The sequence below is a fragment of the Agromyces hippuratus genome (genome assembly GCF_013410355.1).
GTDB lineage: Bacteria > Actinomycetota > Actinomycetes > Actinomycetales > Microbacteriaceae > Agromyces > Agromyces hippuratus.
The window spans coordinates 3,538,201-3,551,569 of the sequence record NZ_JACCFI010000001.1; the positions used below are offsets into that span (position 1 = coordinate 3,538,201).

Annotated in this window: 12 protein-coding genes; 8 read left to right on the forward strand and 4 right to left on the reverse strand. The window is 71.3% G+C overall.

The genetic code is table 11. The annotated features are described in order from the left end of the window. The first annotated feature begins 25 nt into the window (after window positions 1-25). The 4 genes from BJY17_RS16525 (at window position 26) to BJY17_RS16540 (ending at window position 5,192) form a co-directional block, all read left to right on the forward strand. Window positions 26-3,100: a sugar-binding protein gene (locus BJY17_RS16525; protein ID WP_179552331.1), complete on the forward strand. Its 3,075-nt coding sequence runs from the start codon at window positions 26-28 to the stop codon at window positions 3,098-3,100. A 109-nt stretch (window positions 3,101-3,209) separates the two neighbouring features. Next, window positions 3,210-4,016 carry a CPBP family intramembrane glutamic endopeptidase gene (locus BJY17_RS16530; protein ID WP_179552332.1) on the forward strand — a complete coding sequence of 269 codons (807 nt, stop codon included), beginning with the start codon at window positions 3,210-3,212 and terminating at the stop codon, window positions 4,014-4,016. Window positions 4,017-4,078: 62 nt separating this feature from the next. Then, the gene (locus BJY17_RS16535) at window positions 4,079-4,489 is read left to right on the forward strand and encodes a DoxX family protein (protein WP_179552333.1); all 411 of its coding nucleotides are present in this window, start codon (window positions 4,079-4,081) and stop codon (window positions 4,487-4,489) included. Between the two features lie 25 nt (window positions 4,490-4,514). After that, entirely contained in the window at window positions 4,515-5,192 is a 678-nt protein-coding gene (locus tag BJY17_RS16540) for an NUDIX hydrolase (RefSeq protein WP_179552334.1), read from the forward strand. A 27-nt stretch (window positions 5,193-5,219) separates the two neighbouring features. On the opposite strand, the gene BJY17_RS16545 is transcribed toward BJY17_RS16540, so the two are convergent. Together BJY17_RS16545 and BJY17_RS16550 are read right to left on the reverse strand one after the other, a co-directional pair. Beyond that, on the reverse strand, window positions 5,220-5,510 hold the full coding sequence (locus BJY17_RS16545) for a DUF4287 domain-containing protein (RefSeq protein WP_179552335.1): 291 nt from the start codon (window positions 5,508-5,510) through the stop codon (window positions 5,220-5,222). A gap of 111 nt (window positions 5,511-5,621) precedes the next feature. Continuing rightward, a complete protein-coding gene (locus BJY17_RS16550) occupies window positions 5,622-5,981 on the reverse strand; it encodes a hypothetical protein (protein WP_179552336.1) in 360 nt (119 codons plus the stop codon). 63 nt (window positions 5,982-6,044) lie between these two features. On the opposite strand from BJY17_RS16550, the gene BJY17_RS16555 reads away from it, so the two are divergent. Beyond that, a complete protein-coding gene (locus BJY17_RS16555; RefSeq protein ID WP_179552337.1) occupies window positions 6,045-6,920 on the forward strand; it encodes an LLM class flavin-dependent oxidoreductase in 876 nt (291 codons plus the stop codon). A gap of 83 nt (window positions 6,921-7,003) precedes the next feature. Here the strand turns inward: BJY17_RS16555 and BJY17_RS16560 are convergent, their stop codons facing one another. After that, window positions 7,004-8,866 (reverse strand): choice-of-anchor A family protein, encoded by a 1,863-nt coding sequence (locus tag BJY17_RS16560; protein ID WP_179552338.1) that lies wholly within the window; start codon window positions 8,864-8,866, stop codon window positions 7,004-7,006. A gap of 131 nt (window positions 8,867-8,997) precedes the next feature. Between BJY17_RS16560 and BJY17_RS16565 the strand changes: the two genes are divergently transcribed. Both BJY17_RS16565 and BJY17_RS16570 read left to right on the forward strand, forming a co-directional pair. Next, on the forward strand, window positions 8,998-9,210 hold the full coding sequence (locus BJY17_RS16565; RefSeq protein WP_179552339.1) for a hypothetical protein: 213 nt from the start codon (window positions 8,998-9,000) through the stop codon (window positions 9,208-9,210). A 104-nt stretch (window positions 9,211-9,314) separates the two neighbouring features. Next, window positions 9,315-10,235, forward strand: a complete 921-nt coding sequence (locus BJY17_RS16570) for an alpha/beta fold hydrolase (RefSeq protein ID WP_179552340.1) — start codon at window positions 9,315-9,317, stop codon at window positions 10,233-10,235. Window positions 10,236-10,238: 3 nt separating this feature from the next. Here BJY17_RS16570 and BJY17_RS16575 read toward each other — a convergent pair whose 3' ends face one another. Next, window positions 10,239-10,526: a DUF1905 domain-containing protein gene (locus tag BJY17_RS16575; protein WP_179552341.1), complete on the reverse strand. Its 288-nt coding sequence runs from the start codon at window positions 10,524-10,526 to the stop codon at window positions 10,239-10,241. Window positions 10,527-10,723: 197 nt separating this feature from the next. On the opposite strand from BJY17_RS16575, the gene BJY17_RS16580 reads away from it, so the two are divergent. Next, window positions 10,724-13,324, forward strand: a complete 2,601-nt coding sequence (locus BJY17_RS16580; protein WP_179552342.1) for a purple acid phosphatase family protein — start codon at window positions 10,724-10,726, stop codon at window positions 13,322-13,324. Window positions 13,325-13,369: the final 45 nt, after the last annotated feature.

The window sequence follows — 13,369 nt, forward strand, 5'->3', positions numbered from 1 at the left end:
TCTCGAGCGTCCAACGGAGGACCGCATGAAACGTCATCACGGAATCCTGCTCACGTCGCTGATCGCCGTCGCCGCACTCATGGGCCAGGGCACAGCCGTCGCCGCCACGATGGGCAACGGCAATTCGGGGCCGCCGGATGCAGCCGTCAAGCTCGAGGCCGGAGACCCGGCGATCGCCACGGAGACCGACCGCGAGAAGATTGACATCATGGGCATCTGGGCCCACCCCGACGACGACGCCGGGTTCACCACGCCGTGCGGGGTCTGGAACGACCTCTACGGCGTGCGGTGCGGCATCATCATGGCCACCCGCGGCGAGGGCGGCTCGAACTCGGTCGGCCCCGAGGCCGGCCCCGACCTCGGCCTCCGCCGCGAGAACGAGGACCGCACCTCGCACATCCGATCCGGCACCGTCGACATCTTCAACCTCGACCGCGTCGACTTCTTCTACAACACCTCGGCGCCGTTGACCGCGAAGGTCTGGGACGCCGAAGAGACCCTCAGCCGCACCGTGCGGATCATCCGCGAGACGCGGCCCGAGATCCTGGTCGGCAGCACGCCGTCGCTCGCGGCCGGGCACGGCAACCACCAATACGCGCAGGGTCGCATGATCTGGGAGGCCGCGGCAGCCGCGGCCGACCCGGGCAGGTTCCCCGAGCAGCTCACCGGGGTCGGCGCCGTGGAGCCGTGGCAGGTCAAGAAGATCCTCGCCGGCGGGCTGACCACCGGCACCGGCGGCACCGCCGCGCCCAACTGCAACGCGGGCTTCGTGCCCGCCGCGACGAACCCGTTCACGGTCGTCGGCACCTGGACCGGCTACGAGTCGCCCTACGTCTGGGCCGACGGCAACCTCGCCGGCCAGGCCGCCGGGTCTGCCAAGACCTGGGCGCAGGTCGGTCGCGAGGGCGGCCGTGCACACCCCACCCAGGCGCGCACGATGCAGACCGCGCTCGTCGACCCGACGTGCCAGCGCTACGGCGTCTCGGAGTCGATCGTGCCGATGCAGCCGAACTCCTCGCCCGCCGCGGCGAACGACGACGCGGTGCTCTACGGTGCCGTCATCGCCGACCCGGGCGGCATGCCCCTCGGTTCGGAGTTCTCGCTCGCGGCCGAGGAGTACTACGAGGCCGCCGGTGAGCCGTTCACCACGACTGTCACGCTCCGCTCCGGTGAGGGCGAGCTGGGCGGTGGCACGGTGAGCCTCGTCGTGCCCGCCGGCTGGCAGGTCTCCGAGCCGGTCGAGGTCGACGGCGTCGGCGACGCGGATGCCGCGCAGGCCGAGTTCACCGTCACGCCCGCGAGCGATGCGGCACCGGCCGTCTACAAGCTCGCAGCGGAGTTCGCCGGCGACGGCGTCACCGCGTACAACGACACGCGGATCGAACTCGTCGCACCGGTCGAGGGCCGCTTCGCGCGCTGGGGCACCGCAGCCGAGTACGAGGAGTGGACCCAGGACAACGACGCCTACGTCGGGGGTCGCTCGCGAGCGGTCGCCAAGGTCGGCGCCGGCGAGACGGTGACCGTGCCGGTCGAGGTGACCAACCGCACCGCCGTCGTCGAGTCGGGCGCGGTCGAACTCGCAGTGCCGGCGGGCTTCGTCGTCGATGCCGCGAGCAAGCCGTTCGCCGATCTCGCTCCCGGCGACACGACGACGATCCCGTTCATCGTCACCCACACCGATCCGGCCGACCCCGGCAGCAGGACGGTCACGTTCACGGCGACGACGATGTCGGATGCCGGCGTCGCGTCCGAGAACGAGACGGTGTACCTCGTGCCGAGCGTGGTGATCCCGCAGCTCGATGCCGCGCCGACGGTCGACGGAACGGCCGACGAGCTCTACGTCGGGCAGCCGATCGACGTGGGCACCCGATGGGAGGGCGCCGAGTGCGCCGCCGACGGGGTGGACTGCGGTGACGGCAGCGTCGCCCGGCTCGGCTGGTACGACGACGCGCTGTACGCGCAGATCAGGGTGACCGACGACGTGGCCAGCGCCGCGTCGACGCCCGACCGCTGCTTCGGCCACTGGCTGGTCGACTCGGTGGAGCTGCTGCTCGACCCGCGCGGCGATTCGATCGACACCTCGTCGACGTTCAAGCTCGGCATGTTCCCGTTCACCGATGACGCCGAAGGCGCCAACGGCAACGGGGCCGACGGGCCGTGCTGGTCGCGCGACGCCGACAACCACCAGGGCTTCTCGACCGGCCCGCTCGCCGAGACGGTCGAAGGAGGCCTGAACGCCGAGGGCGTCGAGGTGGCCGTCGAGGTCGCACGCCAGGCCGACGGCACGTTCGCCGGCGGGGGATACGACATCGAGGTGAAGGTGCCGCTCTCGGCGCTCCCGGCAGCGGTCGGGCCGACGAGCGCGGTGCCCCAGGGCGATGCCGCGCTGAACGACGTCGACCCGCAGTACCTCGGGTTGAACGTCACGCCGTACGACTCCGACACGCAGAACTTCATCGGGCAGACCCGCACCGCGTGGTCGGCGTTCGGCAGCCAGCAGTCGGAGCCGTACCGATGGGGTCACGCCTACCTCGACGGCTACACGCCGCCGGCGGACCGGTCGACCGAGTCGGCCGATCCGATCATCCCCGACACCGCGCTGCAGGGTGTGCAGTCGCCGCAGACGGTCGCCCAGTCGGCCACGCGCGGCGGCACGATCTCGGGGGTGCAGCCGAGTGAGGCGATGACCGTCTCCGACGTGAAGATCCAGCAGAAGAAGGTCAGCCTCTCGTACCGGTCGGAGGAGGCCGGAACGGTTCGCGTGTTCCTCTGGAAGGGCGACACGTCGTACATCCCGGTGTGGACCTCGAGCTGCGTCGGCGACGTCTTCGGCTTCGAGGCCTGCTCGCCGACGGATGGCGCGGCTCCGCCGTGGGCGCCCGACATGAGCGGCCGCCTCCTGGCGTCGTTCGAGCAGGAGGTCGACGCCGGCAAGGGCACGCTGACGGTGCCGATCGATGCCGGCATCCGCTCGGCGCTCATCGATGACGCGCAGATCCTCGTCTCGTACGCCGAGCAGCCCTCGGGCGATGCGGCGGCCGGTGACGGCGTGAACGCGTGGAGCTTCCCGATCGAGGCGACGCGCCCGGGCAAGGGCTGAGCCCCGGCACGCGAGGCGTCGCACCGCGAACGCCCGGCCCTCGTCTCGAGGGTCGGGCGTTCGCCTGCCGCGGCGCAACTCTGCGCCCGCGCTCTGTCAGACTTGCCGAATGACGATCGAGAGCTTCACCTCCACCGGAACGCTGCGCCCGCTCGAGGAGAAGGACCGCTTCGGCCGTCTGATCGAGCGTCGCGACGGCGCCGACTTCCCGTACTACAACGGGGTGCCCGTCGAGCTCTCGGTGGTCAAGTGGATCATCGTCTGGCTCTCGGTCGCCGCCGGCATCGCGGCGATCATGTTCATTCCGTCGGCGAACAACCTCGGCGCGCTCCTGCCGCGCACCCTCTTCGTCGTGATCCCACTCGCGGTGCTCGCCCTGGTCGCCGGTCGTGCCTGGACGGCGATCTTCCGCCGGGTGCGCCTCGTCGACGTCGGCAACATGTTCTTCTTCGCCGCGCTCAACATCGTGCTCACCTTCGCGATCGGCGGCATCGTCTCGCTGCTCTTCCCGGTGGCGCCGAACGCCGTCATCGCGGGTGCGGGATCGGGCGGGGTGGTCGACACGATCGCGCTCTACGTCGGCAGCGGCATCCAGCTCATCGGTGAAGAGCTCTTCGTCGTGCTGCCGTTCCTCGCGCTCATGTACTTCCTGTTCGCGAAGGCCGGTCTCTCGCGCAAGACGGCGATCATCCTCGCCTGGATCATCTCCGCCGTCTGGTTCGGTGCGGCGCACCTGCCCACCTACGACTGGAACTGGGTGCAGGCGATCGTCGTCATCGGCTCGGCGCGCATCGCGCTCACGCTCGCATTCATCCGCACGAAGAACCTCTGGGTCTCGGCGGGCGCGCACATCATCAACGACTGGGTGTTCATCACCGTGTCGGTGATCGGGGCCGCAGCCGTCGCGGGCAGCTGAGGCTCCCGCCACGAGCAGGCCGACGCCGTAGGGTGGGCGTACGCATCGGACCGGAGGTCGACATGGCACGCAGCGACGTTCCCACGAGCACCACGCCCCGCACGATCGCGCGGATCGCGCTCGCCGCGGGCCTGGTCTTCGCCGGGGTGAGCCACCTCCTCTGGGCGCGCAAGGAGTTCCGCTCGCAAGTGCCGTCGTGGGTGCCGATGGATGCCGACGGCGTCGTCGTGGCATCGGGCGCGGTCGAGATCGGACTGGGCGGGGCGCTCGTCGCGCTGCCCAGGGAGCGCCGGCGCATCGGCTGGATCGTCGCGGCGTTCTTCGTCGCCGTGTTCCCGGGCAACATCGCGCAGTTCACCGACAAGCGAGCCGCATTCGGCCTCGATTCCGATCGTGCACGGGGCATCCGCCTGCTCTTCCAGCCGTTGCTCGTGGCGTTGGCGATCTGGTCGACCGCCGAGCCGCGGCGCTGACACGGGCGGCCCATAGGGTGGGGCCATGACCGTAGTCGCCGATGCACGTGCCGAGCTCATCGCCCTGTGCGAGCGCGGCCTCGAGTGGCACCCCGAACGGCCGAAGGACCGAGCGGATGTCTCGGGCCTCCGTCCGGCCGCGGTGCTCGTGCTCTTCGGGGTGCTCGACTCGGTGCCGAGCGGCACCGGCGGAACGGTGCCGCGCGACCTCGACGTGCTGTTGCTGCGCCGCGCGGCGACCCTCGGCAGCCATGCGGGGCAGATCGCCTTCCCCGGAGGGCGGCTCGAGGCATCCGATGCCGGGCCCGTCGCCGCCGCCGTGCGCGAGGCCCGAGAGGAGACCGATGTCGACGTCGACGGCATCGAGCCGCTCGGCACGCTGCCCCCGATGCCCGTGCCCGTGAGCAATCACCTCGTCACGCCCGTGCCGGCCTGGTGGACCCGCCCGTCGGAGGTCGCCGCCGTCGACCACGACGAGTCGGTCGAGGTGTTCCGGGTGCCGGTCGGCGAGATGCTCGACCCCGCGAACCGTGCGAACACCGAGCACGTGTTCAGTGGCCGCGCGTATCGCTCGCCCGCCTTCAGCGTCGGCGGTCGCGTCGTCTGGGGGTTCACCGCGCTCGTGCTCTCGCGCATGTTCGACGAGCTCGGCTGGACCGAGCCGTGGAACCACGATCGCATCGTCGAGCCCGACGACCTCTGAGCCGCCGCGCTCGATCGGCCGACAGGGCTACCCGTTGGGGTTCGTCGCCGCACCGTCGAGCCAGAGGGTGTCGGTGGCGTCGCTGTGCGCGCCGTCGGTGCCGACATGCTTGGTGCTGATCTTCGGGCCCTTGGTGATGACGTGCACGAGCGCCATCGCGTGGCCCTGCCCGAGGCCGTAGTCCGCTTTCAGCCAGGCCACGATGGGCGCCGACTTCGTGCCCGGCCCGAAGCCCTGCTCGGTCGCGAGGTCGACGAACTGCCGTGGCGTGAGCCCGGTCTTCTTCTCGATGTTGTCGAGGTAGGCCTGGAATGACATCTGGTTCCCTTCACGGATGCCGCCGCGGCACCCCCTTCGAACAGACTCGGGGGCCGCGGCATCCGTCGCCAGTGTTTCGATCTGGGTCGAAAGGTCAGGCGCGCCGGGCGATCAGATGAAGGAGTAGAACGCGGCCTGGCCGAATCCCATGAACGCGCTCAGCACCTCGGCGCCGCCGAGGGCCGCGCCCGCAGCCGCGAACCCCTTCGGTGCGTCACGACGCAGGAGCACGATGATGCCGAGCACCAGGGCCGCGATGCCGCAGACGAGCGAGAGCCCGTTGGCGAGGAGCCCCAATCCGCTGATGAGCTCGTACGCCGACGACAATCCCGTGCTGATCAGCAACGGCGAGACGAGACCGAGGAGCCGGGTCATCACGACGGCGCCGGCGCCGATGACGAATGCGATGACTCCGAGCAGCCGGAAGTTCGTCGTCGAGCTCTGGGCGGTGGTCGGTGCGGAATCGCTCATGCGCCCATCATGCCCGACCGCGAACGGGCTCGTGGTGTCTGCGGATGCTGCGAGAGTGAGGTCATGCGACGAATCGGAGCCATCTTCCAACCCGCATTCCCACCCGAGCGGCTGCGCGCCGTCGTCGAGGCGGCCGAGGCAGGGGGAGTGCCCGAACTGTGGCTCTGGGAGGACTGCTTCCAGCAGTCGGCGTTCGCCACCGCGGCCGCCGCGCTCGCGTGGACCGAGCGGCTGCGGGTCGGCATCGGCGTCGCGCCGATGCCGCTGCGCAACGTCGCCGTGACCGCCATGGAGATCGCGACCATCGAGCGCATGTTCCCGGGCCGGTTCTCGCCGGGCGTCGGCCACGGCGTGCAGCGCTGGATGGCGCAGACCGGCAGCCGGGTCGCGTCGCCGCTCACGCTCATGCGCGAGTACGTGCCCGCACTGCGGCGACTCCTCGCCGGCGAGGAGGTCACCGCCGATGGCCGCTACGTGAAGCTCGACCGCGTGCAGCTCGATTGGCCGCCGGCCGAGACGCCGCTCGTGTACGCGGCGGGCGAGGGCCCGAAGACGCTGCATCTCACGGGCGAGGTCGCCGACGGCACCGTGCTCACCGGAGGCACCACGGCCGAGCGGGCGGCCGAGGCGGTCGCCGCGATCGCGGCCGGCCGCGCATCTGCCGGTCGCGACGGGCGCAGCGAGGTCGTCGTCTACCTGATGGCCGCATTCGGCGGCGACGACGCCGAAGCGCGGGTCGCCCACGAACTCACGCAATGGAACATGCCCGACGACCAGCGCACGGCCGCGGTGGGCGATGCCTCGGCCGTCGCCGAGGTCGCCGAGCGCTACTTCGCCGCGGGCGTCGACGCCGTCGTACTGCAGCCGACCTCCGACGAGCCCGACCTCGAGGGGTTCATGCGCGGCGTCGGCGAGGTCGCCGGCATCGTCGCGCGCTGAGGCCGCCGGCCGGGTTCGACGACGAGGGCGGATGCCTCGGGGCCGGCGAGCCCCGAGGCATCTGTCCTTCGTCAGGCGCCGCGTCAGGCGGTGCGTCGGCGGCGCACGACCAGTGCCGTGATGCCGGCTGCGACGAGGAGCACCGCGAGGAGCGCCGGCAGCACGGCCTGCACGCCCGTGCTCGCGAGACCCGACCCGTCACCCGGAGTGCCGTCGTCGCCCGGAGTCTCGGGCGTCGGGTCGATCGGGGTCGGCACGACCGGGGCATCCGTCGCCGTGTTGGTGACCGTCACGAGGGTCGAGGCGCCGTCGGCGATCGTCACGGTCTCGGGGCTGAAGACGGGCGTGCCCCACTCGACGCCGTCGATCTCGGGCAGGTCGATCTCGGTGAACTCGACGACCGTGCCGACGGGCAGGCCCTGCGGTCCGTCGACCGCGACGCCGTCGGCGCGCACGGTCAGGGTGCCGGTGACGGTCTCCCCGTCGAGCTCGTACCGGTACTGCACGGTGTACTCGGTGTCGCCGGGAACGAGCGCAGTTGCCTCGCCGCCGAGCGCCTTCGCGACCGAGAAACCGCCGACGGCGCTCGGCGCGTTCGTGTTCGCGGTGTTGGTGACCGTGACATGAGCGACCTCGCCGGCGGCGATCGTGACGACGTCGGGACTGATCGTCGCGGGGCCCCACTGCACGCCCGGAACGGCCGGCAGGTCGACTTCGGTCAGGTGCACCACGGTGCCGTCGGGCAGGCCCTGGGGGCCGTTCGCGACGGTGCCGTCGGCACGCAGCGACAGCGTGCCGGTGACCTGCCGGCCGTCGAGTTCGTAACCGTAGGCGAGGGTGAAGACCGTGTCGTCCGGCACGAGCGACGCGCCGCCGCCGGTCACGACCTTGGCGGCGCTGAAGCCGCCGCCGCAGCCGAGGGAGCCGCCGCCGGACCAGGGGTAGTTGTGGTGCTCGTTGCCGACGCCCGAATACGTCAGGTCGCCGCCGACGTGCATTCGGCCGTTCGTGCTCGCGGTGACCTCGATGGACGCGTTCGGTGCGAGCACCGAACCCATGAACTGGCTCGATCCGAGGAGGGCGACGGATGAGGCAGCGGGGAAGTTCCAGAGGATGCGCGACGCGGCGTTGCCGAAGTTCGGGCTCGAGAAGGCGTCGACGCGCTCGCCGTTCAGGCCGAAGTAGTTGGGTGCGAACAACATCGTGTCACCCGTCACGTTGATCAGGATCGGCACATCGGCGGGGATGGCCTCGAAGAACACCTCGAACGTCGAGGCGAGGTCGGCGCCGTCGACGTCGAACACCTGCATCGCGTCGCCGGGGGTGCCCGTGAAGGTCACGCGCCCGAAGGCGATCGACGTCGTGCCGGTCGCCGGGAGCGCGCCGAGGGTCGTCGAGGTGTCATCGACGACCGACTGGAAGTCCTCGTTCGGGGCCATCGCGGCGGCCCGGCCGAGGTCGACGGTGAGGGTGGCGCCGTACAGGTCGAAGGCGCCCGTGGCCGCGCCGCCCGCGGCGACCGCGCCGCCCCCGTCGACGTTCGCCCCCACGTGCACGCTCGTCGTCGGAGCCACGGTGAGGTCGCCGCCGACCGCGAGCATCGTCGAACCGCCCGGAGGCACGATGCCCGAACCGACGCCGACGGCGCCCACGTTGAACACGCCGCCGTTCGTCTTGTCGAACACGGCATCGCCCTGCACGAGCAGCAGGCCCTCGGACTCGGCGGAGCTGCCGGTCGCGAGGTAGTCGCCGCCGGCGAAGACCGCGACGTTCGAGTCGGTGTAGGCGGGCACGTTGCCGATGCCCGGCATCTCGCCGGCCGGCGGGCAGAACGGCACCGGGGCGGCAGCGGTCGGGGCGGCGGCGGCCGGGGCAGCGGCGAGCGTGACCGCACCGGCGAGGGCCAGGGCGGTCGCGGTGGTGGCGCCCAAGATGGAGCGCAGCATGGAACGAGTGCGCGGGCGCGCAGCAGAGCGGTGATTCACGGGTCTCCGGGGGGATCGGATGTCGGGTTTCGTTCGAGACAGGAACCGTCTCACTGGAGAGACGGTGGCCGTCAGCGGCTATGACGCCATTCGTGAGGACTCCTTGCATTCTCTCAGGTTCGCCTGAGAGCTCCCCGAGGCCGAGGCCACGCATCTGGGGAGGAGTACCCCTCGCGCCGCCGACGCCGCAGCCCAGCACGACCGAGCAGCAGCTCGCCGACCTCGATCGCGAGATCGAGTACTACCAGCGCCGTGCGGAGCTCGAACGGCTGAAGCGCGACGCCGACGGCGACGCCGCCCGGTAGGCGCCGCCCGCCGGCGCAGGCCCGTTCGGTGACGGCCGGCTTCATGGCAGCCCGCCTGTGGACAACCTCCCCGGCTGCCGGCGGGAGCTGCGAGTATCGGTCGGATGCCCACCTTCGCAGCGTTCGACGGAACCGAACTCGCCTACCACGTGCATGCAGACGGGGCGGCAGCGCGGCCGCTCGTCTGCGTGCCCGGCGGCCCCATGCACGACTCCCGCTACCTGGGTGACCTCGGCGGCCTCGCGGCGCACCGCGGGCTGATCATGTTCGATCCCCGGGGCACGGGAGCCTCCGGCGTCCCCTCCGACCTCTCGTCGTACCGCTGCGACCGACTCGTCGACGATCTCGAGGCGCTGCGCGAGCACCTCGACGTCGACCGGCTCGACGTGCTCGCCCACTCGGCCGGCACGAACCTCGCCGTCATGTACGCGGCCAGGTACCCGCAGCGCATCGACCGGCTCGTGCTCGTGACCCCGAGCGCTGCGGCGCTCGGCCTGACGGTGACGCCCGAGATGCGCCTCGCGGTCGCGCAGCTCCGGTCGGGCGAGCCGTGGTTCGCCCCGGCATACGCCGCGCTGCAGCACATCGTGGCGGGTGAGGGCGACGACTGGCAGGCGATCGACCCCTTCAGCTACGGGCGGTGGGATGCCGCGGCGCAGGCGCACCGGGCCGCCGACGAACGTCATCGCAACGACGAGGCAGCGGCCGTCTTCGCCGCCGACGGCGCGTTCGATCCCGAGGCGACACGTGCGGCGCTCGCCGCACTCGTGGCCCCGGTGCTGCTCGTCGCGGGCGAGACCGACCTCAACTCGCCGCCCGAGATGGTCGCCGAGATGGCAGCCCTGCTGCCCGGGGCGACACTCACGGTGCAGGCCGGCGCGGCCCACTTCCCGTGGCTCGACGACGCGGCGGCCTTCACCGCGGCGGTCGACGGCTTCCTGCGCTCCGAAGGCTCCGAGGCGTCCGCGGCGTCCGCGGCATCCGAGGGCTCCGCGGCATCCGACCAGGTCGTGGCCGTCCGCTGAGGCTCAGACGCCCAGCGTCAGCCGCACTTCGATCGCGTCGCCGACCTCGAGCCGCTCGGCCGAACGCACCCACGCCTTGATCGGCACGATGTACCCGCCGTCCTTCGGCCACAGCGAGCTCTGCCACTCGCTGCCGCCGATGCGCACCGCGACGGGGATCATGCCCCAGCCGTAGGTGACGAGCGCCGCGACCGACTCGATGGCGGCGCTCTCGTCGTCGGGCACGGTGACGAAGTGCCACGGCGCCGGACCTCGCCAGTACCAGATCTCGCCGCCGAACGTCAGCTCCACCGGTTCAGGATACGGCGCGACGTGCGACACGCCCGGCAGCAGTCGCAGTTCACCTCGCGGTCGCCTCGGGGCCAGCTCTGCGACATCCGCACCCGATTGCATGACGGAGGGAATCGACGCGCGACCCTCGACCGCCGGCCGGGCGAACGAGGGCCGCGCGCGAGCATGCCCGCCCGACCCTGCGACGAAGGACTCACATGACCACGACGAAGAACGCGATGCGCTGGGGGAGGCGAGGTGCGGTGTCGACCGCGCTGCTCGCCATGCTCGCCGGTGCGCTCGCGGCGCCCCTCCCGGCGCTCGCCGCGACCGAGGTGCCCACCGAACCGGTGATCTCGACCGGCACGACCACCTGGAAGTACCTCGACGACGGCAGCGACCCCGCGCGCGGCGCCACCCCGCTGCGCGTCTGGACCACGACCGGCTTCGACGACAGCGCCTGGAAGTCGGCGAAGGGCAGCTTCGGCGCCAAGGGCGGCAAGCTCGCCCCCGTCGGCCCGCAGACGCCGAAGACGCTGCTGAACCAGTACCTCGACGGCACGGCCGCGCCCGACGTTCCGACCTTCTTCTTCCGCACGACCTTCGACCTCGGGGCCGGCGTCTCCGACGAGGTCGGATCGATCGTCGGCGACCTGATCTACGACGACGGCGCCGTGGTGTGGATCAACGGCGAGCGGGTCGCCGGCTTCGACGACGGCCGGGTGACCGAGACGACCAACGTGGAGTACGCGGGTTCCGGCGCCTCCGACCCGGCACCCGGCCGCTTCGAGGTCGACGGCGACGTGCTCGTCGACGGCACGAACACCGTCGCGATCGCGCTCTACCAGGACCGCGCGACGAGCTCGGACATCTACCTCGACGTGACCTCGCTGCGGCTGCTGCCGGCGGGCGAGCCCGGGGTGCCCGTCGCGGTGCCGCCGACGCGGGTCATCATGACGCCGACCGAGACGCCCGAGACCTCGCAATCGTTCTCGTGGCTCGCCGGTGACGTCTCGCACACGAGCGGCCAGGTGCAGATCCGGAAGGCGGCGGGCGGCGACGTCCGCACCGTCGACGCGTATGCGGCCGGCACGGTCAACGGTAACCCGAAGCAGCACTTCTCGGCGACCGTCGACGCGCTGGCCCCGGCGACCGCCTACACGTACCGCGTCGGACTCGAGGGGGCCTGGAGCGACTGGCACGAGTTCACGACCGCCGACCCGAACGACGGCGACTTCCAGTTCGTCTACTACGGCGACGCCCAGATCGGCCTCGACACCACGTGGCCGTCGGTCGTGCGCCAGGCCGAGGCCACCGCACCCGACTCGATCGGCTCGGTGCACGCCGGCGACCTGATCAACACCGGCAGCAACGAGACCGAGTGGCTCAACTGGTTCACGGGCATGGAGACCTCTGCGGCGACCACGAACGTCATGGCCGCGCCCGGCAATCACGAGTACTCGGGAGACAAGCTGCTGAAGTCGTGGAAGGCGAACTTCGAGTACCCGCACAACAACCCCACCACCGCGACCACGGGCGACCTCGCCGACCTCGCCGTCGGCGACACGGATGTCGCGAAGCAGTACGCCGCGTACTTCGAGCACTGGACGCAGTTCGCGGCCGAGACCGTGTACTTCACCGACTACCAGGACATGCGGTTCATCACGCTGAACGCGACCCGCGACACGACCTTCCTCACGCCCGACGCCCTGCCCGGCTGCGCCGGCGCTGAGTGCCCGTCGACGAAGGTCGCCCGGCTCTGGACCGAGTTCCAGGCGGCCTGGCTCGACTACGTGCTCGAGTCGAGCCCGTCGAAGTGGAACGTCGTGACCTTCCACCAGCCCGTCTACTCGACCTCGGCCGGGCGCGACGAGCCCGTGCTGCGCGAGTTCTGGGTGCCGATCTTCGAGAAGCACGACATCGACCTCGTCATGATGGGCCACGACCACACGTACGCCCGCGGGTACAACAACGACGACGTCACCGAGACGCCGGGCATCACCGACGGGCCGGTCTACATCGTCTCGAACTCGGGTGCCAAGCACTACGACCTCGAGTCCGACGAGAAGAACGTCTGGACCAACAACAACGCCACGCAGGTGCTGCGAGGTGCGGGCGTCACGACCTACCAGGTCATCGACGTCTCGGCCGACACGCTCGTCTACCGTTCGTACCTCGCCGAGAAGACCTCGGCCGCGACGACCGACCTGCCTGTCGGCGCCGTGTACGACGAGTTCACGGTGACGAAGAAGGACGACGGGCGCAAGTGGGTCACCGAGGCCGGCGTCGAAGCACCCGTCGACCCCGAGCCGGGCACCGCTCCGGAGCCGGTCGACCCTGCCGAGCTGACCGACGAGACCCGCGGCGGCGTCACCGTTCCGGCGAACGTCACCGTCGGTGTTCCGTTCACCGTCGGCCTCGGCGAGGAGCAGTCGGGCACCGAGGTCTGGGCCTGGCTGTACTCGGAGCCCACGCAGCTCGGCTCGGCCACGGCGGACGCGAGCGGCGAGTTCACGACGGTCGTTCCGGCCGCCACGGCACCCGGCGAGCACCGGCTCGTGGTGCAGGCCGCCGACGGCACGCTCATCGGCTGGGCGCCGGTGCAGGTGAGCGCCGCGGCGACCGGCGGGGGCGGCGACGGCACGGATGGCGACGGTTCCGCAGGCGCCGGAGGCGCGAGCGGCGACCTCGCGAGCACGGGCTTCGAGGCATCCGCCGCGTTGTGGGCCGCCGGCGTGCTGCTCGCGCTCGGCGCGGTGGCGACGGTGCTGACCGTCCGACGTCGTCGGCAGGCGGCAGGCACAGCACCGCAGGCATAGACGCAGAGCGAACGGATGCCGCGGCATCCGCTCGCCCGCAGCGCG